This window comes from Mesobacillus jeotgali (genome assembly GCF_900166585.1).
GTDB lineage: Bacteria > Bacillota > Bacilli > Bacillales > Cytobacillaceae > Mesobacillus > Mesobacillus jeotgali_A.
Genome location: NZ_FVZC01000008.1, coordinates 466,008 through 491,537, shown reverse-complemented (window position 1 = coordinate 491,537; position 25,530 = coordinate 466,008). Strand labels below are relative to the sequence as shown.

Genomic DNA, 25,530 nt, shown 5'->3' with positions numbered 1-25,530 from the left:
TCACTCGGCTAATCTTCGACAATTTGTAACAAACCTATTATAGCATCTCACTCTACCAAAAAAACCCCTTTAATTATTACAGTTTCTTTTCAAATTGAATATAAAGTCCCATTTTATTCCTGTGGAGGATAATATATCTACCTTTTTCCTTAGTATTTCAATTGCGAACTTAGCTATTTACCAAGTAAAATGTTAGTTTAATAACCTTTTAATTTTAGTCGAATTTTCTGTAACATTACATTCGTGTTACGGAAATTTATCAAACTTGTATGTACAAATTGTGAAGCTGCATAAAAAAGAACCCAATAAATCCTAGGATTCAGGATTGATTGGATTCACATCTTTCTCACTCATTTTCACTCAATTTTAAAGGGTTCGGTGGCTTTCAATACATTTCCCATTGAGTCAAAAATAGCAAATCTGTATTCCTCATTTGGGTGAATATCTTTGTTATTTATTATAAAATCAGATACTCCATTTTTTGTCCCTACCCATTCTGATTCGATCTCTTCATTTTTACTATCTATTAATCTCGAGTATCTTGGTACACCTTCAACCAAAATACGATAACTATCCGAAGAGTTACTTATACTAATCATCTTCAGGTTTTTATATTGCCCAAGAAAATACTCTTTACTTGGCTTTAAATCCAGTTCTGCATTTACATTCTTGCTATATCGCTTACCATGTAACAAATCATACTGAAGCATACGGAGGTCTTTCATTTCATTTGTTTGGGAACCCATTTGTTTTTGAAAAAGGTTATATGGAATTACAGTCTTATTCTGCGCTCTCATCCTGTCTAGTATTGCTGTAACTGTATTGCCTTTAACTCCAGCGAGTTCTAAGGAAATTGCACTGAACTGATTAGGAGATAAATCTAATTCTCTCGGTGTATTTCTCTTAGAATGCCAGATGAAATAGGGCAGTTTATGAGTATTCAAATAATCCTCATAATCATAAAGGATATTGTTAGCAATACCTGTCCCTTGTTGTCCGTAAACCTGAGCATTGGAGATGAATGTTGGAAAATGATCACCAAAGTATACAAGTATAGTAGGTTCATCTTTCTTGCGCAACTCTTCAACCAATCTGCCTAATTCTCTGTCTACACTATGCAAAAACTCCGTATATGAGTTCAAATATTGCCTTGTTGAATCAGGTAGAGTCCCTTTTTTTAAAAACTTAGAATCCACTATTGGTTTATACGGATGATGGGCCTCTACTGTTACGGCATGGATAAAATCTCTCTCTTTTGTTTTCTCAATCTGAGACAGAATGGAATCAGTCATGTGTTTATCCTTTGGATATCCATGGCCAGAGCCAAGGCTATAATCCAGATTCATAAATTCACCTGAAATAAATTGGTCAAATCCAAGATAGCGATAAACAGACTGACGTTGATAATACCAGCCATAGAAAGAATGTATGGCCGTAGCGTGATAACCCGCTTCTCTAAACGAGTAAGCTACCGAGGGTGTTGGTCGTTTGACATACAATTGATATGCTACGCTGTTATCTGGCAGGAACTGTCTGCTAAAGCCTGTTAAAGCTTCGAATTCCACATTGGCTGTACCCCCGCCAAATTCTGGTGAATACATCATTCCATGCAGTGATTCATTATATAGCTTTCGAAAATTCGGAATAGGATCTTCTGTAAAATGTTCCTTTCCGAAATGAAGTGGGTCTGTAAATGCTTCGCTCATAATAAAGATTACATTTGGATTTTCAACTGAATTTACCTTCGATGGCTTATATTCGTTTACAATGTTTTTAATCTTTTCTTTTGAGTAATTCTTTGGTGGAGTAATTTGGGAATTCTTCGCCAATAGTACAAAATTTCCGAATAACCCATTTCGCATTGTACCAAGTTCTTGTCTCCACCAAGTATTTTGAAATTGTGTTTCTTTCATCGGTGAAATTGGATAGTCAGTCCAAAAAGAAAATATAAAAGTCATTGATAAAAGGAATATACTAATTTTCATCAACCAATTCTCTTTAACTTTTGGCAAGAAAAAAAATATTGCGACAACTACAGAAATAACTATAAGTAATAAAAAGGACAATAGCCATATATTAATTTCAACAGGTTGTTCTAAACCTCTTAGTTCGTTTAACAATGAAAAGTCCCCAGGGGTAACAGGCGAATTTCGCAATTCTAGTTTCAATTTATTTGCATATGCAAAAAATAACAGTAGTCCGCTAACCAATATACTTGCAAACATATAAAATTTCCGAGGTAAAATATAAAACACATTAAACAATGCTATTAAAAAAATGACATTAACCGCAAAACGTTTGGTGAACTCAGAAGCCCAAACCAAAAATGGCATTTCTAAAGCTTCTCTGACTATTAACTCACTAGCCAAAAGGGTAATTAATGGGACTCCAAATATAAATAAGAAGGTGAGCAAACGAGTTGCTACTTCCCCCGATGTCTTGGGAAGTGACAGCTTCTGCTTCAAAATTTTCTCCAACCCAGCCAAAAAAACAAACCACCTTCCAGATATGAATATTAGTTAATTTATCTCAGTTCATTATAAATCGATTTACATTAATTTAATATATAATTTACATAGAAATTACATTTAAAACCTTTTAATCAATTTAAATTATTAGGTTCATCGAATTTCTCAACAAAAAACACTCATACAAATCTCCCTTAGAGATGTATGAGTGTCTTTTTATTTAATACCTTTGTTTATTACTCTATAAAATTTAGTAACAAAAGGGACTTTCTTAAATGTCTTCTTAAATTGGTAATTTAAATTACATTCTTTTTTTAATTTTTCAATTTCTAATTTTAATTTATGATTTTTTCTTTTCTCTTCAAATATTAATCGCTCTAATGTTAAGGTAATATTTTTATCTAAAAGTAAGTTTTCATTATTTCTTTTTGCCCAGTCATGAACAATATCACGTAATAATTCATTATCCGAATCATTCACAATATCCTGAATTACTATTCCATGAAGCTGGTTTAAGAATTGATGATAATAATCCATTGTATAATGGACATAAAATGGTCCCCAAGGATGGCCCTCGAAAGTAGTACTTTCCGGCAGTTCGATAAAATTCCAGTTATGAGCATTGATAGCATAGTTATCCAACTGATCCCATAAAGAATTCAGCACTTCTACATTTTCCTTTTTAACTTTTCCACTAGTACTTAAATCGATAAATTCTGCACAGTCTTCTGTCAGGATTTTTCTTACATTTCTAGCTTTGTGGATAATCACTTTACAATCAGGTAATTCTTCCTTTAAAAAATTCGCAAGCTTATCCAATGAACATTTCCATAGCTCTATATATTTTTCAGTATGGTCTTGTATATTTAAAGTTAATATATCCTCTGTAGCCTTTAACCTTTTATAATATTCGGTTTTCCATACCATCCACCGATTATTGGTAATGAATTTATTCCCTTCTAATTGAATGCAGCCAAAGTGGATATCAGCGAAAAAATCCATTATCAGATAATCAGGAGCTTTTTCTTTTAGCAACAGTAAAAATTCTTTATTAAAGTCTGTTCTAACATTCCATTTTGTATATTCTTCTAAGTCCCCTAAGTCCTCTTCACTAAAACCTATCTTTTCAGACATTAAACTTATGATTGAAGTTTGATTTTGGGTTAGTATACACTCATAAAATTCTTTATAATTTTCGTTAAATTTTGAATTAAAATTATCTCTTGTTGCACAACTTCCTAATACTGATACGTTTTTTTTAGTATCCATTTCTATACTCCTTGACTAACCTTTAGTTGATTATAAAATTGTTTGTTAGAGTTAGAAGAATGAACTCTGGGTAAATTTTCTATAAATAAAGACTTAATTATTTACCCGATACTGCTTTTTATAAACATTAGGTTGAAATTAGTTTAACAATTGCCTAAAGAATCATTCATAGACTTAGAAATAAGCTCCCCGAGTTGGTCATCCTTTTATTTAAATTCCTATCCTGAAATAGGATTCGACTATTCAAAGTTCTTTCTGGGGTAAAAATAACTTATAATTCTGAGTGAAATAAAAAAACGCCCTAACATTTCAGGACGTTTCTCATAAATCTATTTCTTGTTAGCCAGCCATTCAGCTACTGCTGATGCATCGTCGCCTTCAAGCAATTTTGGAGGCATTGAGCCTTGGCCGTTTGCGATGACACTTTCAATTTCATCCTGAGATAGACGGGATCCTACGTCACTAAGCTTTGGTCCTACGCCGCCTTCAAGATTGCCGCCATGGCAGCTTGAGCATTTCTGATTGAAAAGCTTTTCTGGATCTGCACCGGCTTTGTCTCCGCCAGCTTCGTCACCGCCGCCGCCACCGCCGCAAGCTGCCAGTGCCAAGGAGGTTCCCATTAATAGAGCTAATAATTTCTTCTTCAAACTTAACTCCCCCTAAGAAAATTTTGCATACATGACTATTTTATACCAATGCTACGACCTTTTAAAACCCTCGCCCAAAACCTCTGAAGCATCCATAACAATCACAAAGGCAGATGGATCAATGGATTGAACCAATTGTTTCAATTTTGTGAACTCCGTCTGGTCAACGACACACATAATAATCGGCCGTTCCTGGTCCGTATAGCCGCCGTATGCTGATAGTTTTGTCACTCCACGGTCAATTTTATTCAAAATCGCTTCACGTACTTCATCCTGGCGGTTTGTGATTACCATCGCCATCTTTGAACGCCCAATGCCCACCTGCACAAGGTCAATGGTTTTACTGGTAACATAAAGCCCAATCAAAGCGTACAGACCTCGTTCAATATCAAATACAATCGCTGCAGACAATACAATCAACCCATCTATCATCGCCACGCAGGTACCAAGTGAAAGCCCGGTGAACTTATGGATGATTTGTGCTGCCAAATCCGTACCTCCAGTGGAAGCATTTCCTCTGAAAACAATTCCAAGACCCAAGCCAACCCCAATGCCGCCGAAAAGTGACCCAAGCAGCGGATCCAGTGTCCATGGCTTCACATCATTCGTTAAAAAAACCACAAATGGAAGGAAAATGGTTCCTGCAAGAGTTTTATACCCATATTGTCGTCCAAGTAAAACTACCCCTGCAATAAACAGCGGGATATTAAACGCCCACTGGACATACGCCGGCTCCCAGCCAAGCGTCGCATCTAAAATAGTACTGATTCCGCTTACTCCACCGGAAGCAACCCGGTTCGGCAGCAGGAACACATTAAACGAAATGGCTACAATTCCTGAACCAATCAGTACATAAACATATTCAATCAGCTTTTCTAAAGTAGGATTTATCGTATGATTACGCCGTTTTTTCAAAGTCCTATCCCCTTTTTCCATTATTGCCGTCAGTGAGTATAGCACGTGTCGAAATTTCTGTAAACGCTAGTAGTGCGCCGTGTTAAAGGGTGAAAGATTCTAGATATATAAAGGAAATAAATCTGCATTTCAAATAGCAAGAGAAAGTTTTACTTGCGCTGCCTTTGTTTGTGAAAATATGAACATTTTTTGAAGTTTCTCTATATACCCTTACCCCTACATGTAAATCGTGATATATTTCACGTATAAGGAGGCGGTCATAATGATTAGTCTTTCCTATAACAAGAGGAAATTATTTTTTTAGCTCAACTTGCTCACTAATACACAAAGTTATTAGCAATGTGACATTAAATCTTTCAGAAAGAAGGTAATATATATGGCTAAAAAAGTCGTAATCGTAGGTGGAGTTGCCGGCGGCGCGACAACAGCTGCCCGTATAAGAAGATTGGATGAACAAACAGAAATCGTAATGATCGAACGCGGTGAATACATTTCTTTCGCAAACTGCGGACTTCCTTATTATATCGGCGGTGCGATCCAGGAACGGGATGCCTTGCTTGTGCAGACAGTTGAAGGCATGTCAAAGAAGTTTAATATGGATATCCGAAACCTGACCGAAGTGACACGTATCAATCGCGAGCGCAAAGTAGTTGAGATCAAGAACCTTAAAACTGACGAAACATACGAGGAAAGCTATGATGTGCTTGTGTTATCACCTGGAGCAAGCCCATTCAAGCCTCCGATCCCTGGTATTGATGAAGCGGAAGCATTGTTCACGCTTCGCAATATTCCTGACACTGACAAAATCAAGGCGTATGTCGATGAGCAACAACCGAAAAAGGCTACAGTCATCGGAGGCGGTTTTATTGGTGTGGAAATGGCAGAAAACCTTTGGGAACGCGGGGTCGAAGTGACACTAGTTGAAATGGCAGATCAGATCATGGCGCCGATTGACTTTGAGATGGCTTCTATTTTACATCAGCACCTTCGGGAAAAAGGCGTGAATCTTGTGTTTGAAGATGGTGTGAAGTCTTTTGAAAAGAGCGGCAAGGTCATTAACCTGAATAGCGGCAAGCAAATTAAGACGGACCTTGTGATTCTTGCAATAGGTGTAGCACCAGAAAATAAACTGGCAAAAGAAGCGGGACTTGAACTCGGCCTTCGTGGTGCGATTCGTGTTAACGAGCGGCTGCAGACAGCTGATGAAAGTATCTACGCAATCGGTGACGCGATTGAAGTCAAAGATTATATTAACGGCCAGGCTACGCACATCCCGCTTGCATGGCCGGCCAACCGCCAGGGACGAATCGTGGCTGACCATATCAACGGCATTGATTCAAAATACCAGGGCACACTTGGCACTTCTATCGCTAAGGTTTTCGACATGACCGTCGCAGCAACAGGCAACAACGAAAAGACTCTGAAACGCCTTGGCATCTCATATGATGTGGTGCACGTTCACCCAAGCTCTCACGCCGGATATTATCCAGGAGCATTCCCTATCGCGCTAAAATTAATCTTTGACCGGGAGACAGGAAAAATCTTCGGTGCGCAGGCGGTATCTTATGATGGTGCCGACAAGCGCATCGACGTTCTGGCAACTGCCATCAAAGGCGGCATGACGATTTTTGATCTGCCGGATCTTGAACTGGCTTACGCGCCGCCATATTCTTCTGCAAAAGACCCAGTCAACATGGCCGGTTATGCAGCGAAAAATATTGCGGAAGGTCTCGTGGAAACAGTTCAATGGCATGAAATCAACGATATTTTGACTAATGGCGGTTACCTGATCGACGTTCGTGAGCTGATCGAGCGTGACATGGGTATGATTGAAGGCTCTGTGAATATTCCGCTTGGAGATCTGCGTGAACGTCTGGGTGAAATTCCTACTAAAGAAGTGTACGTTTACTGTCAGGTCGGTCTTCGCGGTTACCTCGCTTCAAGGATTTTGATGCAGGCTGGTTTCAAGGTTCGCAATTTGGATGGCGGATATAAAACTTATTCTTGTGTGTATGAGCCAGCTGCGAGTGAGAACTGTGGTACACCAATTAGCGACAATGGCGTGGCACAGAGGAAGCATGCGATGGAAGAGATGGCTGCTGGTACGGCTCAGTCTAGTGTTGGTTTGGCTGTGGAGGAGGCTCTTGTTACTCAGGCACCTACTGCCCCATCTATGGCAGCTGCCCAGCCGGTGGTGAAGACCACGCTAGATGCTTGCGGCTTGTCCTGCCCTGGCCCAATCATGAAGGTATATAAGACGATTGGCGAAATGGAGGATGGTGAAGTGATGGAAGTACACGCAACAGATCCAGGCTTTGCGAAGGACATTAAGGCATGGTGTGAAAAGACAGGCAATAAGCTGATCAGCAACAAGTTTGAGGATAAGAAGTTCAAAGCGCAAATCATGAAGGGAAATGTTGTTGTACCTTTGAATACGAGGCCAGCTCCTGTTGAGATCCCAACCGGCGTGCCAGCTCCGGCTAAAAATGGTGCGACGATGGTCGTATTCAGCGGCGACCTTGACAAGGCTATCGCAACTTTCATCATCGCATCCGGGGCCGCGGCGATGGGTAAAGAGGTAACATTGTTCTTCACCTTCTGGGGACTGAACATCCTGAAGCGAAACGACGCTCCATCAACCGAGAAAGACATGATGGCAAAAATGTTTAGCATGATGATGCCAAAAGGTGCTGGCGACCTGCCTCTTTCCAAAATGAATATGGGCGGCATGGGTGCCAAGATGATTAAGACCGTCATGGGCAACAAAAACGTCGACAGTCTCGAAACATTGATGAAAAACGCCATGGACGCCGGTGTCAAACTAGTAGCCTGCGGCATGAGCATGGATATCATGGGGATTTCCAAAGAAGAGCTGATCGATGGCGTGGAGATCGGCGGCGTTGCTGCCTACCTTGGGGATGCTGAAGATTCTGGGTTGAATTTGTTTATCTAATATTGTGGAGCGGCCTTCCTATGTGGGAGGCCGCTTTTTATTGCGTGTGGTGTTATTCAAAAAAAAGTAATTTGCACTTTGGTTTTTCCGTTTTAAGGCAAAACGAGAGATTTTGTCTTTTGTGTGAGAGATTATTATAACCATCCGAGAGAATGTTTAATTAGGATGAGAGATTTTGGCTGCTTGTCGAGAGATTAACCTGATTTAGTGAGAGATTCCATTATCAGGTCTTTGAATTCGTAACTCCTCCACCGTAAAGCAGGATTTTTGTGCCTTAATGTCGAATATATGCACCAAAATAGTAAGGAGTGATAACACTTTGATTGTCAAAAAAAGAATAATACCTTTACGTATCCTTATTGATGAAGCTTTATTGAGGCGCCTTCCTCTTAATCATCCAAAAAGGAGCGAAATTCTGCAGGATCTTTTGATTCGAAAATCTGGTTTCAAAGGTGAACAGGACATGGACTACTACTTAAGCCTTTTAAATGATTCCGAGTTCAATATTCTCCAGGATCTACGTATCCCCTTGGGAAAAAATCACTTCCAAATCGATTTCCTCATACTCTCACATGCATTCTTCCTTTTAATCGAAAATAAAAATATGCCAGGCATCATTGAATTCGACCCCGACTTTAACCAAGTCATTCGAAAACATAATGATAAAGTTGAAATTTATGATGATCCTGTATTACAAGTAAAAAGGCAATTAATCCAGTTTGTCCATTGGCTCAAACTTAACCGCTTCACTATTCCTCCAATTGAATTCCTCGTTACGTACAGCAATCAAGGCTCCATCCTTCAAAATCCAACTAAAAATGAAGAAATTTATAAAAGAGTTTGTAAGGGTGGCTCAGTAGTGATGAAAGTGGAAGAGTTCAAAAATAAACACAAGAAGGACATATTTTCCGAGAAAGAACTAAAAAAGTTAACTAAATTGTTGATTAAAAGTCACCAACCTGAGGGATCCCATTTAAGTAAATTCAATCTTTCTCCAGCTGATTTTCTTCAGGGTGTTGCATGTCCATCTTGCAGACAGTTATATATGGAGAGAATTTCCGGAAGCTGGCACTGTACTAGTTGCGGATATAGATCAGCAGATGCCCACGTACAAGTAATAATGGATTACTTTTTGATTGGTAACCCTTCCATTACAAACAAGCAGCTTAGAAGGCTCTTACGACTTTCCTCGGATAAGACAGCCTCTAGAATACTTCTCAAAATGGATCTTCCTTTTTCCGGAACCACGAAAAATAGAGTTTATTATCCAAAATGAAGAAATCCCCTGCCTTTTTGTTTGGCAGGGGATTTTTGACTTTCCCTAAATTTGGGTAAACGAGAGAATATAATATGTTGGCGAGAGATTCTTGTTCTAATTTGAGAGATTAGCCAAAATATGCGAGAGATTATAAGCTTTTACCGAGAGATTATACCTCTTTGCCGAGAGATTTCCTTCACAATTAAAAATCCCCCGCTCAACCCAGCGGGGGACCACTGAAAATTACTCACTCAAACTCAACTTCGACCTCAAATAAGCATCAATAAACATATCAATATCACCATCCATCACTGCCTGCACGTTGCCGGATTCGGCGCCTGTGCGGTGATCCTTGACCATGGAATATGGATGGAAGACGTAGGAGCGGATCTGGCTGCCCCAGCCGATTTCTTTTTGCTCACCGCGGATCTCATCCAACTCGGCTTGCTGCTGTTCGATTTCGCGCTGATAAAGCTTAGCTTTCAGCATCTTCATCGACGTTTCACGGTTCTTGATCTGGGAACGTTCTGCCTGAGATGATACAACGACTCCAGTTGGCAAGTGCGTAATCCGGACCGCGGAGTCAGTCGTGTTGATGTGCTGTCCGCCGGCGCCGCTTGCACGGTACGTATCGATTTTCAAGTCTTCCGTTCTGATTTCAATCTCGATTTCATTGTTGAATTCCGGCATAACTTCGCAGGAGACGAATGATGTATGACGGCGTCCTGAAGAGTCAAATGGCGATATACGTACGAGACGGTGTACGCCTTTTTCCGCCTTCAAATAGCCGTAAGCGTTATGGCCGTTAATCTTCAACGTGACACTCTTGATGCCCGCTTCATCTCCTGGCAGGTAATCCAGAGTCTCAACCTTGAAGCCGCGCTTTTCTGCCCATCGAGTGTACATCCTCAAAAGCATCGAGCCCCAGTCCTGTGATTCTGTTCCGCCAGCGCCTGGATGCAATTCAAGAATCGCATTATTTTTATCATGTTCTTCACTCAATAACAATTGAAGTTCAAACTCGCTCATTCGCTCTTTAAACTCAAGAAGTTCCTTCTCAAGATCCTCACGAAGATCGGCGTCATTTTCCTCTTTTACAAGCTCATAAGTCAAATCGAGATTTTCATACGCCTCGTTCAGCTCGTTAAAGACATTCACCTGTTCTTTAAGCGCATTTGCCTCGTTGATGACAACTTGTGCCTTCTGCTGGTCATCCCAGAAGTCCGGCGCTAGCATGCCGTCCTCTAGCTCCGCAATCCGCGCTTCTTTATTTTCGAGGTCAAAGAGACCCCCTGAAGTCCGCTAATTTCTTAGCTGATTTTTCAAGCTCATTCCTGATATCTGCTAATTCCATATCGTTCACCTCATAAAAAAGTTAATTACTATTATACCGTATTGTATGATTCAAGGAAAAAGAGAGCCGAAAAACGGGCCCTCTTTATTGTAAAATTTATTCTGCCTTAACCGCCGATGCGTTAGTGTACTGAAGGATCGGCAGCTTTTATTCTGCCTTGCCGCAGCAGTTCTTGTATTTCTTGCCGCTGCCGCAGATGCATGGGTCATTACGGCCAACATCCAAAGACTTAGTAACAGGCTTCTTCTTCACTTTTCCGCCTTCGTCTTCCTTCGGATTCACCGCATGACCTTTTGCTACTTCCTGGCGCTCAAGGTTGCTGCGGATTTCAGCCTTCATGATGTACTTCGCCACATCGTCTTCAATGGAAAGAACCATGTTTTCGAACATTGCAAAGCCTTCATGCTGGTATTCGCGAAGCGGATCGATCTGGCCATAAGCACGCAGGTGGATACCCTGGCGCAGCTGGTCCATCTGGTCGATGTGGTCCATCCACTTTGAGTCAACTGAACGAAGGACGATGACTTTTTCAAACTCACGCATTTGCTCGTCAGTCAGCATTTCTTCTTTTTCATCATAACGCTCTTTCACCTTCGCCATGATCGCTTCGATGATTTCATCCTGCTCTTTGCCTCGAAGGTCTTCGGCAGTGATGTCGCCTTCGTGCAGCAGGTTGCCGTTCACATAGTCGATGATTGTGTTCAGATCCCATTTTTCCATCTCCTCGCCTGCCGGAGTATGAGCGGAGACATTGCGCTCCAATGAAGATCGAATCATAGTTTCAACGATGCTTCGAAGGTTTTCAGACTCAAGAACCTCATCACGCTGCTTGTAAATGATCTCGCGCTGCTGGCGAAGGACATCATCGTACTGAAGCAATTGCTTACGGGCATCAAAGTTGTTGCCCTCAACACGTTTTTGCGCGGATTCAACCGCTCTAGAAACCATCTTGCTCTGAATTGGCTGGCTGTCATCCATACCAAGACGCTCCATCATTGTTTTCATATTATCTGAACCAAAGCGGCGCATCAGTTCATCTTCCATTGAAAGATAGAACTGCGTCACACCTGGGTCTCCCTGACGTCCGGAACGTCCGCGAAGCTGATTATCGATACGACGGCTCTCGTGACGCTCTGTACCAATAACAGCAAGACCGCCAAGCTCTTTTACGCCCTCGCCAAGCTTGATGTCTGTACCACGGCCCGCCATGTTTGTAGCAATAGTTACCGAGCCCTGATGACCGGCTTCAGCAATGATTTCCGCTTCACGTTCATGATTTTTCGCATTCAGGACATTGTGCTTGATGCCTTTTTTCGATAAATAGGCAGAGATGATTTCAGATGTTTCAATCGCAACTGTACCAACAAGAACTGGCTGGCCAGCCTGGTGGCGTTCTGCGATGTCATCAGCAACTGCCTTGAACTTGCCCTGCATCGATGCATAAATCAAATCCGGACGGTCGTCACGGGCAATCGGACGGTTCGTCGGGATGACAACAACGTTCATGTTATAAATATTGCGGAATTCCTCTTCCTCTGTCTTCGCTGTACCCGTCATACCTGACAGCTTTTCATACATACGGAAGTAGTTCTGGAAAGTAATTGTCGCAAGCGTCATGCTTTCGTTCTGGATATCAAGGCCTTCCTTCGCCTCGATCGCCTGGTGCAAGCCTTCGCTGTAGCGGCGGCCCTTCATCAGACGGCCTGTGAACTGGTCAACGATGACAATCTCGCCGTCCTGGACGACGTAATCAACATCTTTGTGCATGCTTGCGTGCGCCTTCATTGCCTGATTGATATGGTGAAGCAGTGTCACATGCTTGATGTCAAAAAGGTTATCAATGCCAAAAGCTCTCTCGGATTTGGTAATCCCTTCTTCCGTCAGCTGGACACCCTTTGTTTTTTCATCATATGTGTAGTCCTCTTCGCGCTTCAATGTGCGAACAAATGCATTCGCCTGGATGTAAAGCGCCGCAGATTTTTGTGCAGACCCAGAAATGATCAATGGCGTACGTGCTTCATCAATCAAGATGGAGTCAACTTCATCGATAACACAGAAGTGCAGCTGACGCTGAACCTTCTGGTCTGTGTAAAGTACCATGTTGTCACGCAGGTAGTCGAAACCGAACTCATTGTTCGTACCATACGTAATATCAGCGCGATACGCTTCCTGCTTTTCTTCCTTCGTCATGCTGTTCAGGTTCAAGCCTACAGAAAGGCCAAGGAACTCATACAGCTTGCCCATCTCGACGGCGTCACGGCTAGCAAGGTATTCGTTGACCGTGATAACGTGCACACCGCGTCCAGTGATCGCGTTAAGGTAAACTGGCATTGTTGCTGTAAGGGTTTTACCTTCACCAGTCTTCATCTCAGCAATATTCCCCTCATGCAGGGCAATACCACCCATCAGCTGGACCTTATAAGGATACAGGCCAAGAACACGCTTAGCGCCTTCACGGACAACCGCGAATGCTTCAACAAGCATATCATCTGCAGTCTCGCCATTCTGGTAACGGTTCTTGAACTCCTCTGTCTTTTCTCTGAGCTGGTCATCAGTCAGCTTTTCTATATCGCCTGCAAGCGCATCAATCTGATCCGCCATTTTAGTCAATCTTTTGATATCGCGTTTATTCTGGTCGAAAATTTTCGTTAAAATCCCCATACAGACGCTCCTTTTATCTATTGAATCTCGTTGAATACGATTTGTAAAAAATGCCCCAAAGAAAAAAGATTCGCCCTGAATGCACCGAATCCCTTTTAGAAAAATTCGATTTATTTCTTTTTCTATATTACCACTTACGACAGGGGGTGACAACCAATGGGGAAAGGTGAAAAGTCCCACTGCCGGCAGACAGGGGACTAGTGTATTATTGATTTTTCATAAACTCCAAAACTTCCAGGTCAATTTTGCCCTTCTCCTGCTCCCTCTCTTCGAAGTTTTCAGTATGGATATAGGCAGTCAGTGCCTTGTGAAGTTCAGCATCATCTACTGGATCTGCTTTCAGGTAATCGAGTCGTTTGAGGTGCTGGATGACTGTTTCCCTGACTTTTCCTTCAACACCTACCACGTTCTCCGGCTTTGCCTTGGCAAAATAAAGCTGCTGCAGGCCGTAGATGCGGATCAGCTCCGTTATTGGATCTGGATGGTCATCGACACGAAGATCGATATAACGGTCGTTATAACCTCCATAGCCGCCCTTTTCCTTAACAACAAGAAGTGCTGCTGATTGCTGGCCCCTGCTGTCGCCGCCCGCTTGCTGGCCGGCATTGAGCGCCTGAAGCAATCGGTGTGCGAGCGAGCCTTCAGTAGATTCAAAGGTTTCAGCCATCGCCTTAACAGTATTTTCATCTACTAAAATATTTCCCTGTGCTGCGAAATGCTTGCCCGTCACTCCGCCTGCCCAGTCATAGCAATATGTACCAGTAAAGGTTGCCGTGTTACCTTCTGCATCAATCAAGCCGACCTGGCGCATTTCCTTATCTGGATCGTCCTTTGTAATCAGTTCCATGGCTTCTTCAGCGGATTTCCCCTGGGCCATTAGCTCAAGCGCCTGTGGCCCGTACGCAGTATTTGCGTAAGACTGTGTAGCAACAGCACCGACCCCTGCCTTGGCAAAAGGCACGACGGCCCCTACGCCAAGGAATTTAGATTGTACCGCAATCCCCCATTCCTTTTCCCGCGGATCATAACCTACGATTGAAAATGTCATTATGTATCGCCTCCTGTGAAAAAGTATTTCGTCACTCGGTATAATTTTTCCTTCAAAAGAACACAATAAAACCCACAGCCAATTTCTGGCTGTGGGTGGAGTGTTAGATGATTATTGTGCTTCAATTAGACCATAACGGCCGTCGTTACGCTTATAAACGACATTTGTTTGGTTTGTTTCAGCGTTTGTGAATACATAGAAGCTGTGGCCCAGCATGTTCATCTGCAGGATCGCTTCTTCGCTGTCCATTGGCTTCAGGTCGAAGCTCTTAGTACGGACAACCTCAAGATCGTCATCTTCTTCCACATTCTCAACTTCTGTGAAAATTGGAGCGTAATCCTTCAGGCTTTCCTTTTCACGGAATTTGCGGTTGACCTTTGTTTTGTGCTTGCGGATCTGGCGCTCAAGCTTATCCGTAATCAAGTCGATTGCAGCATACATATCTTCATGAACTTCCTCGGCGCGGAGCACAAGGTCCTTCATCGGAATTGTAATTTCAACTTTTGATTTCTTATCCTGGTACACTTTCAGGTTCACGTTCACATTGGCATTGGGTGACTCGGTGAAATACCGGTCAAGCTTCGCAATCTTTTTCTCAACATACTCTCTGATTGCTGGCGTTACCTCAATGTTTTCTCCACGAATGTTGTAGTTCATAGTGGACTCCTCCTTTGGGATATGACTATGTATTACTAATTCTATTTTACCCCAAAGAACTCCTGCAAAAACAGTCTGAAGATTTGACGATTTTATGTCTGTTTTTACTGTCGGAATAGTGGATAATTTGATACAGGTTGTCCTAATATGTAAAAACCGCCTGAAATTGGGCGGTTCAGTTGATGAAATAAGAGCGGAATTGTTTATTGATTTCCCTGTACCATTCGGAAAAAGCAGGATAGATGCTTTCTCCTAAGATACCTTTCCATAAAGTGTAGTTAGTGTATTGGATTGGTTGAGCCTTCTCCAAAACAGACTCAAAATCTTCGAACTTGTTCAGTATGCCTGGTCGATCGGAAAAATGCTCAGCAAGAACCTGGTTAGTCTGATGAATCTGACAAAAAGCCGCCAGGATGTCATGCCCCAAATTTCCAGCATCCTCAAACCTAAGTTCCTCTAGACAAAGAAAGATGTGGCCAAAAGCTTCTTCGATGATATCCAGTAATCCAATATACTGATTGACCAAAAGAAATTTTTCTTCGCTTAACACGTTCACCTATTTTCTCCTGTCGTAATACATGCCATCCGTTGAAAGACTTTGATACGGATTGACATATTTTGTATTGGATTCTTTTTTTGATTGCAAACCTTTAATATCTTTTTGAACCGAAGCCTTTTCAACTTTTAAAAGCTGAGAAAGTTTCATATTCAGCTGATTGATTTCCTTCCCTGCTGCCATTTCCTCGGATGTATAAGGGGGAACAATCGCCATCATGTGTGCCTCTCGTTGGCTCAGTAACGCTTCAGTTTGAGTGATTTTATCATCGCGATCTATATCAGCATTTTCCAAAAAGTGTATAAGTTCAATAGTCAGCTGATGAAACTGAAGGACAGCACTCATTAGACTGCTCCACCCTGACCGTGCTGCTTCTGGCGATTCAGCTGGATGACCTGTTTCCACGTATCACGGAAGTCCGTGACAAGATCCTCCACTTCTTCCAAAATCGCAGTGTCATTCTTAATGTTCGCGTCGATTAACCTACGATTCATAAAGTCGTATATAGGCATCATATTTTGTGATAATTCGAGATTCATATTTAGCGTGACCATCAACTCTTGCACAATCTTCTGTGCCTTCTGGATATTTGTGTTTTTCGCCTGAATGTCCTCTGTTTCAATCGCATGCTTTGCCAAATTGATAAACTTCAAGCAGCCGTTGTATAACATTAATGTCAATTCACCAGGTGACGCAGTGTTGACAGAGTTTTGCTGGTAAGATTGGTAAGGATTAGTTAGAGCCATATTTTAATCTCCTTTTTAAAAGGGCATTTTAATTTCCACCGCTAAATTGTTGCATTATATAGGCTGACTGACTATTCGCCTTCTGAATTGCTTTTTCCATTGCTGTAAATTGGCGCCAATAGCGGTCCTCGACTTGAGTCAATCGTGATTCAAAACGATTGATTTGATTATCTACATTATCCAGCTGGCGGCCAAGCGTAAACTGTTTCGTGGTAGAGAATGAATTCCCTGCACGTGCCTTAAGCTTGTCCATTGCTCCATTTACTGTTTCATATAAACGGTGAACAATCCCTTGTTCGTCACTTGTTCTTCCTGTCCCACGGAACAGGTTCTCAACAGACTCAGGATTATCTTCAATTGCTTTCTTCAAAGCTGCCTCATTAATCTCGAGCTTGCCGCCCTCTAGATAGTTGGCGGTTGTTTTAATTCCGATACTAGCCAACTGGTTCATGAGCGGATCTATAGTTGCATTTTTGACTGGTGCGTAAAAGTCACTTCGCATGCCACCAAGAACCCCAGTAAGGATTGGATCTCGTTTGAGCAGCCCACTCTTTGCCTTTTCTTCCCATTGCTCCTGCTGTTTCTCAGAAAGAGATTCACGCTGCTCATCAGTCAGCGGCTTATAGCTACGGTAATACTCTTCAGATGTCTTCTTTTGTATTTTATCAATTAATTCGTTGTACTTTTCAACAAAAGCTTTTATGTTGTCAAATACCTTGTTAGAATCATTGTTAACCGACAAGGAAACTGGTGTTGTAGCAGTATCAAATTTATTTTTTAAAGTAAAAGTTACACCATTCATTTCAAATGTATTCGTTGCCCGGCTTGTATTCAAACCATTGATATTAAATACAGCATTGGTGCCATTTACATCAAGATTATCAATCTTTAATACACTCGAAGCAAACAAACCACCAGCCGCTATCTGGTTAATTTTATACGTATCATCTGACAAGCTTCCGTTAGTAAGGTAATCCCCTGTTTCGTTCCTTGTGATGGAAATCTGATCAGAATAAGAATCATAGAACATGGTGACTCCCGCATTAGATATATTTACCTTATTAATGACTTGATTTAACGACTCAGTAGCGGAAATTAGGAAATTTTCTTTTATAGAACCCTTTGATGTCTGGGTAGTTATATTGAATGTTGAATAATTTTGAGTATAGGAAACTTTCACATTCTCATCAGCAGTAAGAGCAGCATCAAATTCCACTTTGCCAGTCTCCAGGTTGATGGAACCGATGGAATTCCCTCCACCATCAACTAAAGAGCTTTTTCCGGTGACTGGATCAGCCGGTCCTGCAGTATATACGGTTCCGCCCTTTTCTAATTTAAAGCTGGATAATGGCATTGTACCCATCTGAAAATCAGTTGTGCCCGCGGCAAGTGGCTTTGTATCAATTTTTTCTTGCAAAATATAATCAACTTTTATTGTAGCATCCTTAGGGATGATTGAATTATACTTTAGATTTCCCGCAGTATCGATGAACACAGTGTCAGCTGGTGGCTGTGTATTCGTATCTCCAGCAACCACATTAAGTGTCTTGCCGTTTACTTTAATTGATATATTTTCAGCATTTGATGTATCGATTACCTCTCCCGGGTTCAAAGTCAGTTTAAAACGATCCAAGTTGCCATCGCCCTTCAGTGTTTGGCTCCCTATGGCACCTTTAGACCATTGAAAGGTTCCTGCATCAGCCAATTTCGACCGCTGACTGAGAAGAGATTGAGCAGGGTCAATTTTATCCAGTTTCGATGCCGAAATACCTCCACTTACTTTAGTGGCGGCAGACGCTAAGCTGCTCACACTATTTATAGTGTAGGAAGCTTGCGAAGCCGCACTACTCGCTGTTGCTGTGAGTAACTCAGAATTCGTCGAAGTAACCGATCTAGCCCGGTACTGAGTAGTCATCTTCATGTTCGTCAGTTCCGTCCTGAAATTCAACAGTAGACTGTTCATCGAACGGTAGTCATCACGCTGCCATTGCAGAATTTGCTTCTGTTGTTTCAATTTATTAAGCGGCATTCGTTCAGCCTTCATCAGGTCGCCAACAATCTGGTCGATGTCCATTCCGCTGGCCAAACCGCCTATTCGTAAATTCGCCATTTTTAATCACCTTCAGATCTTTTTATCCACCATTAGTCCAAGGAATTCAGTCATTGCCGCATAAAAATCGAGCATTTTCTTTGGGGGTATTTCTCTTACAACTTCCTTCGTTTTTTCGTCAATGATTTTGACATAGTATTCATTCAGCTTTTCATGGAATTCGAATTTTAAAGCTGTGGGTGATGCTTCCATGAATTTATTCATGCCATCGACAATTTCTTTTACCTTTTCTTTTGGGAAAGTGATACTTTCTTGATTTCCTTCGGTTACTTCTGTCGATGTTTCTTGTCCTTCTTCCTGACTCTGGATAGTTGTATCACCGGTATCAGTGATTCTGAGTTGTGAGGTAAATTGATTGGATGATAAGCGATCAATCATCTCCGGGTCCCCCTGAATATAAATTCTTTTACTTTTATTATCGGAGAATGGGCTAGTTTGTTTAGTTTATTAATCTTATTCAATTTGATAAAATAAAATAGAACACTCGTTCCTTTTTTCTAAAAGAAGGAGGTAATGAGCATGAAGGATCTCTTTGAAAGTCTATCAATGGAACAAATAAATATATTGATAACAAGTATCATGGCAGATGGCGAAATATATCCAGGAAGCCGAAGAAAGAATAATAGCTATCGTGAACACTTTAGTTTAAACCAACTCGGTTATCGGGAATGGAAAGCTAGGATGATTCCCAACTTGTTTTATTTACGGTCTTCAAAAACATACTTAGTTTCTAAATCTAACAGTTTATTCACTAATTTTATTCACACTTTTACAACAAAGAAGGTAACAAGCAGTTACCATATGAACTCTTACCTTTATGTACAATGCCTGTTTTTCTAGCTGTTCTTTATTTAGAAGATGGATCTCTATGCATATCAAAAAGGGTCAATGTCTTAAATAAACAAATATACCTCACCCCTCACATTTACTTATACCTTCAAAACTTCCCACAAGACGATTTACTGCATCTTCAGAAACATATCAGTCAAACATTTGGTATTAATTTTAAACCTAGTAAAAGAAAAGATGGATTCGGCCACTTTTAAAAGCTAACAAAGGTTAGTGACACTATTAAATTTTTAGAGTTAATTGAAAAGTCTGCAGAAGGATGTACAATGGACTACAAAAAAGACTGGAAAATGAGATTTGAACTTGAAAAAGTAAAATTGCAGGAACTATATCCTGGCTTTCAAATTCTATCTTCCGATTCGGAGAGGTGGAGAAACTACACTGAAGAAGATGTTAATAAAATCATTGAATTAAAAAAGAATAATTACACTGATCAGACAATTGCAAATGCACTTAATCGTTCATACTGGTCAATCGTCTATAAAATCCGAGAATTAAGAAAGGATGGACGTTTATAAAACGCCCATCCTCTATTAAAATTAACGAAGAAGTTGAAGAACTCCTTGTGGTTGTTGGTTCGCTTGCTTTGCGACTGTACCTTTCAGTGACAGAATAGACTATATCTTCACCCTTATCTTTCAAGGGGCTGGGCACTTCGAACAGCATTGGCTGCCCTACGAGATTCATAGTCTTAGCGTATGCCTTAGACCGTGTTCCCTAGTCGTTGAACCTTCTCCAGAGTTTCCTCACAGGAGCTTGGCTGCTGATTGTCCATTGTAACATCCTCATCATTCTCAGACCCTCACGCTAACCGTTTCCAGTTACGTTGTGGTTGATGAAGCTTTAGGAAGTTCCAGCAATTCACCCAGTTATACTCTAGCTCGTTACCAAACTAGACGCCCTTCCAAACAACTATCTCAAAAGTTGTAAAACTCCCTGAGGCATTTGATTAGATTGAGCCAACATTGCTTGTGCTGCTTGAGAAAGAATAGAATTCTTTGTTTGGTTCATCATTTCTTTCGCCATATCTACGTCTCTAATACGTGATTCAGCAGCAGTAAGGTTTTCTGAAGAAGTATTTAAGTTGTTAATAGTGTGTTCTAAACGATTTTGATTTGCACCTAATTTAGAGCGTTCAGCAGAAACCTTATCAATAGCGGATTGAATTGCAGTTACTGCATTTCCTGCATTAGCTGAAGTACTTACATCTAAAGCATTTTCTACTGCGCTGTTATCAGTTCCATCGGTCACTGTTGCAGTACCTGTGTAACCTGTCCCAGTACCAGTAATCCCCAATGCCGCAGCACGCATATCAGTAAAATCAAGTGTCATAGTTTGGCTTTCGTTTGCACCGATTTGTGTTGAAAATGATGATTTTGCTGGTTCAGTAGTTACACCTGCAGCAACTGATGCTGTTACTTCTATTTTCCATGCATTGTTAGCCGCTGGAGTTGTAGGTAAAACCAGTTCTAAACCTTCCACTGTACTTTTACCTCCAGTAAAAGTAATAGCTTGTGCTCCATTACCATCACCTTTATCGAGAGTAAAAGCAGTTCCATCAGTTGTTGCTAGAGTCCAAGTACCAGTAGTACCAGTGAAAGTTGTCGCATCAGTAAATGTAACATTTCCACTAGTTCCCGCAGTTTGGGAAGCCGTAGCAGTAGCAGCTACGGCAGCTGACGGTGTTGCAGGTGTTACTGTCCCTGCACTTGCATTTAATAACTTCTGAGTATTGAATTCAGTAGTATTACCAATTCGGTTGATTTCAGATGTTAATTGATTAATTTCCTTTTGGATTTCACCGCGGTCATCCGAAGTATTTGTATCGTTACCAGCTTGAACTGCAAGTTCACGCATACGTTGAAGGATATCATGAGTTTCGTTTAAAGCACCTTCAGCTGTTTGAATCATTGAGATAGAATCTTGAGCGTTACGTCCAGCTTGATCTAATCCACGAACTTGTGCACGCATTTTTTCAGAAATAGCAAGACCTGCTGCGTCGTCTCCCGCACGGTTGATACGTAGACCAGAAGATAACTTTTCCATAGATTTAGATTGTGCATTTGTAGCACTGTTTAATTGACGGTAAGTGTTAAGAGCTGCAATATTATGATTGATTCTCATTGCTTATTTTCCTCCTTGAATTTGTTGTTCACATCCTTGTGAACAATGGTTTTATTTGTCTGAGCTAATAAGGTCGGCCGCCCTTATTTCTCTTACAATAGTTTTATCGTCTCTATTAAAAGATGTTTAATAGTTTTTTTATTTTTTTTGGTTATTTTTTATAAATTGGATCATGGAGGAAATATCTTTTGAGGCTTGTTCGTTTTCGCATTGAATCTGTTCCAGGATTTCTTTTCTGAATACGTCTATATTTTTTGGTGCTTTTATGCCGATTTTAACCTGGTCATTTTTTGAAGAGATGACTGTAATTTCGATATCATCCCCAATTTTTATACTTTCTCCATTTTTTCTTGTAAGTACTAACATCTTTAATCACCCCTTTACTTCTGTATTTTCAAAGATTGGGTGTTTTGTACTGTATTGCTCATTGTGTAAAATAACTTGTTTTCCTTTACGATTTTTTGAGTTAATGATAACTGGGGCTTGGAGGTTGGCTGTTGTTTTGTCGAACGGATTCTGAACTGTCAGGATTGAATACACAAGTATATCACCTTCGGATTCCAGCTCGATTTCCTCGACAACTGAATCTTCCAGCTTGAAATCATATTCTCTAAAAAAGTTAAAAGGATTAGAGAGAACAAATGCAATTTGTCCATTGGAAACTGACTGCATAACATAAAAAATGTCATCATCAGATAGCGGAAGAAGGATAAACCCCTTCTCATCCTGAAAACCAGGAATACCTTTTTCAAACTTAAGAATTTCCTCCGAATTGATTTCTACATCTCCATGATATTTTGTTGTTATTTTCATAATTCAATCTCCTTTAAATAGATTGTTCATAATTAATTCCGACATACTTTAGGTTTTCAAAATCTATCTTTAATGACGGATATTCCTTTAAACTAACCTCTACTTTGCCAGGCGTATAATTAGCAATTGGCTTATTAATCCTGCTTTCAATAATTGGCTTGTTAACCTTCCAGTTAATCTCTACTTTACCTGGATCATACCCGATTTTTACTCCGCCTGCTGATGGTATCCATCCAATATTAAAGTCAAGCAACGGTGACTCACTATTTCGTTTAGCCTGGTCAGCAATGGGATGACCTCCATTTTCAATCATCATCAATTCATCACCGTCCTGTGCAACACGGGCAAGTCCTGTGAGCCAATCCTCATATCCCTGCTGGGCGAACTCTTCAATCCGCCTAGAGATGTATTTAAGATCCATATCTTCTCTTGCCTTAGTCTGGTCAATTGTTAATTTTGACGGAGCGCGGCTGAGGTCTAGTTCAGCATGTGGCTGCTGGATATTCAATTCTGCTTTCGGCTGTTCGATTTCAAGCTTCGCATTATAAGTGTTGATATCGGTTTGGCCGAAAGTAGATTGTAATCGTATTTGAGGAAATTGCATTTGTTCTCCCTCCTAGAAAAAAAAGCTATTCCCAGTGAGAATAGCTTATCTTAAAAAGTCTAAAAGTGTTGGCTGCAGAATCCGGGCACCCACGCCGAGTGCTGCACGGTGAACGCTTTCCTGCGTTTTCAGGTCAGTTATAACTCTTTCGATATCTGCATCTTCATTATCAGACAGAACCCGGTTTGCCATAACTTCCTGCTGACCAATTCGATCGTCAATCATTTCAAGACGATTGTAACGGGCGCCAAGTTCTGATCGTTCTGCAGATAGGTTGTCCATTGTTTTATCTAGCCTGCTAAGCAAATTGTCTAATGCGGAAGGGTTGTCTTCTTTTAAAGCCGTCTCAATCTCCTGAACAACATTAAACATTTCTTGATTAAAAACATTGGCAGGATTTACGTTTGCCCTTAAAGAAACTCCGCGCGAGACTTCAACCTTATAAGTATCAATAGCAGAATCAGTAAGGTTTTCCGCTACTGTCGGTGGATTTTCGCTTGTTACAGGCGGATGATCAGTGTCTGTTCCGTGGAAAATGTATCGACCTGAGACTTGTGTATTCGCCACTTGTACTAAATCGTTTTTAATCTGCTCAACCTCACGGGCAATTGCCTCTCGGTCAGTCGGACTCAATGACCCAGTCTTTCCCTGGATGACTAGTTCACGTACACGCTGTAGCCCATTGTTTGCCTGTTCAATTCCCGCCTCGGAATTCTCCATCCATAAATAAAGCTCAGCGAGATTTCGCTTATATTGTTCAACCTCAGTCAAATTCGATCGGTAAAACATCCCTTTCATCGCTACTACCGGGTCATCAGATGGTTTAGTAATTTTTTTGCCTGTCGAAAGCTGATCCTGATACTGCCCCATTCGGCGGTAGCTCTCACTCAGGTTTCTTAACGAATTGGAAGAAAGCATTGATTGTGTTATGCGCATTTCATTTCACCTATCTTCCTACGGTTCCCATGCCGTTGATGATTTTATCGAGCATTTCGTCCTGGAGGGTGATCATCCGGGCTGATGCGTTGTAGGCATGCTGGAACTGGATCATATTTGTCATTTCTTCGTCCAATGATACAGAACTCACTGACTTTCGGCGACTTTCCACAGACTCTCTTAGGGAGCCACTGTTTTGCGTTAACCGCACAGCTTCTTGCGATTCAACCGCCATGCCGCCGATTACTCCTTCATAATAATTACGGAAGTTTGCTTGTTCGCTGTCACCGGCATAATCAAATTTATCGTTAATGATGTTTGCTAATCTTAAGATGTTAGTAGAGTCACCAATTGTAGCTGCAACGATATCCGATCCATCAGCTGTTGCGATATTATCGAGGCTCTGATTGATTGCATCCGCCAGTTGAATCCTGCTTGCAAATCCTCCACGCTGAGGTTGAGCATTCTCGGAATCAGCAAAGAATGGATTGCCGGCCTTGGTCTGTTTCGCGATATCATTTGGACTCATTCCATCTTTGTGGACTTGATTGAATTCCGACGCAAAGGTAAAAGCCAGGTTGTCTAACTCTTTCATCATGTCAGGATACACACCCACTACTTTTCCGCTCTGTTCATAACCATAGGAATCTACTATAGCTTTTAGCTTTCCAGTTGATTTCAACTCTGTAAAATCAAAACTGGAATTACCAATAGAAATGGACTTAACCGATTCCTCAATACCATCAAATTTAGTAGTTAAAGCATTATTACGGTCACCACTTACAAGTATTCCTAACTCTTTTCCACTATCACTGACCATTTTAATAACCGCTTGTCCATCCGCCATTTGAAGCGAGCAGCCACCTGAGTTTGTGTAATCGACTTTAATATTTACAATAGAAGCTAGTTGGTCAATCAATCGGTCACGCTCATCGTATAAATCGTTTGGTAAATAACCGTGTGGCTCGACGTCAGCAATCTGACCATTGATTTTACTAATCTGGTAAGTTAACGAATTAATTTCTTTTTCCGTAACAGAAATCTCATTCTTTAAATCTCTTTGAATAGAGGAAAGAGAATTGTGAAGGTAATTGAATGTTTCAGCTACCGCTATCCCGCGCTGGCGAACCACTGAGCGAGCACCAGGATTTGTCGGGTTTACCGCTAAATCCTGCAGAGACTGCCAAAACTGATCCATGGTTTTAGCCAGTCCGGATTCCGAAGGCTCATTTAACACTTCTTCAAGTTTAGTGTATGCCTCTGCCCTAGTTTCCCAGTATCCCAGTTTATTATTTTCGCTCCGGTACTGAATATCCAGGAAACTTTCCCGCACACGCTGAATCGATCCAGCCTTGACTCCTGTCCCAACCTGCCCGGGAATTTGCGGACGGTTAAGTGAAGCGTTTGGATAAGGCTCTGTCTGCTCAAAGTTAATGCGCTGACGTGTATAGCCAGGTGTATTGGCATTCGAAATATTATGTCCTGTTGTATGCAAAGCGCTCTGCTGCGTGAACATTCCGCGACGCGCTGTTTCTAATCCCATAAAGGTTGAACGCATGTTT

Annotated in this window: 22 protein-coding genes and 1 pseudogene; 4 read left to right on the top strand and 19 right to left on the bottom strand. The window is 41.2% G+C overall.

Going from position 1 to position 25,530, the window contains the following annotated elements; translation table 11 throughout:
• Positions 1-356: 356 nt before the first annotated feature.
• The 4 genes from B5X77_RS07540 to B5X77_RS07525 all read right to left on the bottom strand — a co-directional run bounded on the left by B5X77_RS07540 (position 357) and on the right by B5X77_RS07525 (position 5,320).
• Positions 357-2,486 (bottom strand): LTA synthase family protein, encoded by a 2,130-nt coding sequence (locus B5X77_RS07540; protein WP_079506713.1) that lies wholly within the window; start codon positions 2,484-2,486, stop codon positions 357-359.
• Positions 2,487-2,684: 198 nt separating this feature from the next.
• Entirely contained in the window at positions 2,685-3,737 is a 1,053-nt protein-coding gene (locus tag B5X77_RS07535; protein ID WP_079506711.1) for a DUF6270 domain-containing protein, read from the bottom strand.
• Between the two features lie 329 nt (positions 3,738-4,066).
• Entirely contained in the window at positions 4,067-4,384 is a 318-nt protein-coding gene (cccB, locus tag B5X77_RS07530) for a cytochrome c551 (protein ID WP_079506709.1), read from the bottom strand.
• Between the two features lie 51 nt (positions 4,385-4,435).
• Positions 4,436-5,320, bottom strand: coding sequence for a YitT family protein (locus B5X77_RS07525; RefSeq protein WP_079506707.1), 885 nt, complete (start codon positions 5,318-5,320; stop codon positions 4,436-4,438).
• A 355-nt stretch (positions 5,321-5,675) separates the two neighbouring features.
• Between B5X77_RS07525 and B5X77_RS07520 the strand changes: the two genes are divergently transcribed.
• Complete coding sequence (locus B5X77_RS07520) at positions 5,676-8,252, top strand: CoA-disulfide reductase (RefSeq protein ID WP_079506705.1); 2,577 nt, start codon at positions 5,676-5,678, stop codon at positions 8,250-8,252.
• 319 nt (positions 8,253-8,571) lie between these two features.
• Positions 8,572-9,528, top strand: coding sequence for an NERD domain-containing protein (locus B5X77_RS07515; RefSeq protein ID WP_176167262.1), 957 nt, complete (start codon positions 8,572-8,574; stop codon positions 9,526-9,528).
• Between the two features lie 225 nt (positions 9,529-9,753).
• Here the strand turns inward: B5X77_RS07515 and prfB are convergent.
• The 9 genes from prfB to flaG all read right to left on the bottom strand — a co-directional run bounded on the left by prfB (position 9,754) and on the right by flaG (position 19,020).
• Positions 9,754-10,864 (bottom strand): peptide chain release factor 2 gene (gene prfB / locus B5X77_RS07510; RefSeq protein ID WP_139378319.1). Its coding sequence is split into 2 segments (ribosomal slippage): positions 9,754-10,791 and positions 10,793-10,864, totalling 1,110 coding nucleotides; the frame shifts between segments, so codons are not numbered across the junction.
• Positions 10,865-11,011: 147 nt separating this feature from the next.
• Positions 11,012-13,525, bottom strand: a complete 2,514-nt coding sequence (gene secA / locus B5X77_RS07500; RefSeq protein WP_079506699.1) for a preprotein translocase subunit SecA — start codon at positions 13,523-13,525, stop codon at positions 11,012-11,014.
• 205 nt (positions 13,526-13,730) lie between these two features.
• Positions 13,731-14,573: a DUF1028 domain-containing protein gene (locus B5X77_RS07495; RefSeq protein ID WP_079506697.1), complete on the bottom strand. Its 843-nt coding sequence runs from the start codon at positions 14,571-14,573 to the stop codon at positions 13,731-13,733.
• Between the two features lie 111 nt (positions 14,574-14,684).
• Positions 14,685-15,230 carry a ribosome hibernation-promoting factor, HPF/YfiA family gene (gene hpf / locus B5X77_RS07490; RefSeq protein WP_079506695.1) on the bottom strand — a complete coding sequence of 182 codons (546 nt, stop codon included), beginning with the start codon at positions 15,228-15,230 and terminating at the stop codon, positions 14,685-14,687.
• A gap of 175 nt (positions 15,231-15,405) precedes the next feature.
• Positions 15,406-15,786, bottom strand: coding sequence for a hypothetical protein (locus B5X77_RS07485; protein ID WP_079506693.1), 381 nt, complete (start codon positions 15,784-15,786; stop codon positions 15,406-15,408).
• Positions 15,787-16,131 (bottom strand): flagellar protein FliT, encoded by a 345-nt coding sequence (locus tag B5X77_RS07480; protein WP_079506691.1) that lies wholly within the window; start codon positions 16,129-16,131, stop codon positions 15,787-15,789.
• Entirely contained in the window at positions 16,131-16,532 is a 402-nt protein-coding gene (fliS, locus tag B5X77_RS07475; RefSeq protein WP_079506689.1) for a flagellar export chaperone FliS, read from the bottom strand. The genes B5X77_RS07480 and fliS overlap by 1 nt, the downstream gene beginning before the upstream one ends.
• A 28-nt stretch (positions 16,533-16,560) precedes the next feature.
• A complete protein-coding gene (fliD, locus tag B5X77_RS07470) occupies positions 16,561-18,642 on the bottom strand; it encodes a flagellar filament capping protein FliD (RefSeq protein WP_176167261.1) in 2,082 nt (693 codons plus the stop codon).
• 12 nt (positions 18,643-18,654) lie between these two features.
• On the bottom strand, positions 18,655-19,020 hold the full coding sequence (flaG, locus tag B5X77_RS07465) for a flagellar protein FlaG (RefSeq protein WP_079506687.1): 366 nt from the start codon (positions 19,018-19,020) through the stop codon (positions 18,655-18,657).
• Positions 19,021-19,412: 392 nt separating this feature from the next.
• Between flaG and B5X77_RS23985 the strand changes: the two are divergent.
• Both B5X77_RS23985 and B5X77_RS07450 read left to right on the top strand, forming a co-directional pair.
• Positions 19,413-19,688 (top strand): annotated as a pseudogene (locus tag B5X77_RS23985) (DNA endonuclease); the annotation flags it as partial.
• Positions 19,689-19,757: 69 nt separating this feature from the next.
• A complete protein-coding gene (locus B5X77_RS07450; protein ID WP_079506681.1) occupies positions 19,758-20,009 on the top strand; it encodes a hypothetical protein in 252 nt (83 codons plus the stop codon).
• Positions 20,010-20,403: 394 nt separating this feature from the next.
• Here B5X77_RS07450 and B5X77_RS07445 read toward each other — a convergent pair whose 3' ends face one another.
• The 6 genes from B5X77_RS07445 to flgK all read right to left on the bottom strand — a co-directional run bounded on the left by B5X77_RS07445 (position 20,404) and on the right by flgK (position 25,526).
• The gene (locus tag B5X77_RS07445; RefSeq protein ID WP_079506679.1) at positions 20,404-21,615 is read right to left on the bottom strand and encodes a flagellin N-terminal helical domain-containing protein; all 1,212 of its coding nucleotides are present in this window, start codon (positions 21,613-21,615) and stop codon (positions 20,404-20,406) included.
• Between the two features lie 138 nt (positions 21,616-21,753).
• Complete coding sequence (gene csrA / locus B5X77_RS07440) at positions 21,754-21,981, bottom strand: carbon storage regulator CsrA (RefSeq protein ID WP_079506677.1); 228 nt, start codon at positions 21,979-21,981, stop codon at positions 21,754-21,756.
• A 6-nt stretch (positions 21,982-21,987) separates the two neighbouring features.
• Positions 21,988-22,428: a flagellar assembly protein FliW gene (gene fliW, locus B5X77_RS07435; RefSeq protein WP_176167260.1), complete on the bottom strand. Its 441-nt coding sequence runs from the start codon at positions 22,426-22,428 to the stop codon at positions 21,988-21,990.
• Between the two features lie 13 nt (positions 22,429-22,441).
• Complete coding sequence (locus B5X77_RS07430; RefSeq protein WP_079506673.1) at positions 22,442-23,032, bottom strand: DUF6470 family protein; 591 nt, start codon at positions 23,030-23,032, stop codon at positions 22,442-22,444.
• Positions 23,033-23,077: 45 nt separating this feature from the next.
• The gene (gene flgL / locus B5X77_RS07425) at positions 23,078-23,968 is read right to left on the bottom strand and encodes a flagellar hook-associated protein FlgL (RefSeq protein WP_079506671.1); all 891 of its coding nucleotides are present in this window, start codon (positions 23,966-23,968) and stop codon (positions 23,078-23,080) included.
• A 10-nt stretch (positions 23,969-23,978) separates the two neighbouring features.
• Positions 23,979-25,526, bottom strand: a complete 1,548-nt coding sequence (gene flgK / locus B5X77_RS07420) for a flagellar hook-associated protein FlgK (RefSeq protein WP_079506669.1) — start codon at positions 25,524-25,526, stop codon at positions 23,979-23,981.
• Positions 25,527-25,530 lie beyond the last annotated feature (4 nt).

Excerpts from the sequence above, each read along its gene's own strand:
- B5X77_RS07535 (WP_079506711.1), bottom strand. The coding sequence starts at position 3,737 with ATGGATACTAAAAAAAACGTATCAGTATTAGGAAGTTGTGCAACAAGA.
- B5X77_RS07525 (WP_079506707.1), bottom strand. The coding sequence starts at position 5,320 with ATGGAAAAAGGGGATAGGACTTTGAAAAAACGGCGTAATCATACGATA.
- B5X77_RS07520 (WP_079506705.1), top strand. The coding sequence starts at position 5,676 with ATGGCTAAAAAAGTCGTAATCGTAGGTGGAGTTGCCGGCGGCGCGACA.
- secA (WP_079506699.1), bottom strand. The coding sequence starts at position 13,525 with ATGGGGATTTTAACGAAAATTTTCGACCAGAATAAACGCGATATCAAA.
- B5X77_RS07495 (WP_079506697.1), bottom strand. The coding sequence starts at position 14,573 with ATGACATTTTCAATCGTAGGTTATGATCCGCGGGAAAAGGAATGGGGG.
- hpf (WP_079506695.1), bottom strand. The coding sequence starts at position 15,230 with ATGAACTACAACATTCGTGGAGAAAACATTGAGGTAACGCCAGCAATC.
- B5X77_RS07480 (WP_079506691.1), bottom strand. The coding sequence starts at position 16,131 with ATGAGTGCTGTCCTTCAGTTTCATCAGCTGACTATTGAACTTATACAC.
- fliS (WP_079506689.1), bottom strand. The coding sequence starts at position 16,532 with ATGGCTCTAACTAATCCTTACCAATCTTACCAGCAAAACTCTGTCAAC.
- fliD (WP_176167261.1), bottom strand. The coding sequence starts at position 18,642 with ATGGCGAATTTACGAATAGGCGGTTTGGCCAGCGGAATGGACATCGAC.
- flaG (WP_079506687.1), bottom strand. The coding sequence starts at position 19,020 with ATGATTGATCGCTTATCATCCAATCAATTTACCTCACAACTCAGAATC.
- B5X77_RS07450 (WP_079506681.1), top strand. The coding sequence starts at position 19,758 with ATGGACTACAAAAAAGACTGGAAAATGAGATTTGAACTTGAAAAAGTA.
- B5X77_RS07445 (WP_079506679.1), bottom strand. The coding sequence starts at position 21,615 with ATGAGAATCAATCATAATATTGCAGCTCTTAACACTTACCGTCAATTA.
- csrA (WP_079506677.1), bottom strand. The coding sequence starts at position 21,981 with ATGTTAGTACTTACAAGAAAAAATGGAGAAAGTATAAAAATTGGGGAT.
- fliW (WP_176167260.1), bottom strand. The coding sequence starts at position 22,428 with ATGAAAATAACAACAAAATATCATGGAGATGTAGAAATCAATTCGGAG.
- B5X77_RS07430 (WP_079506673.1), bottom strand. The coding sequence starts at position 23,032 with ATGCAATTTCCTCAAATACGATTACAATCTACTTTCGGCCAAACCGAT.
- flgL (WP_079506671.1), bottom strand. The coding sequence starts at position 23,968 with ATGCGCATAACACAATCAATGCTTTCTTCCAATTCGTTAAGAAACCTG.
- flgK (WP_079506669.1), bottom strand. The coding sequence starts at position 25,526 with ATGCGTTCAACCTTTATGGGATTAGAAACAGCGCGTCGCGGAATGTTC.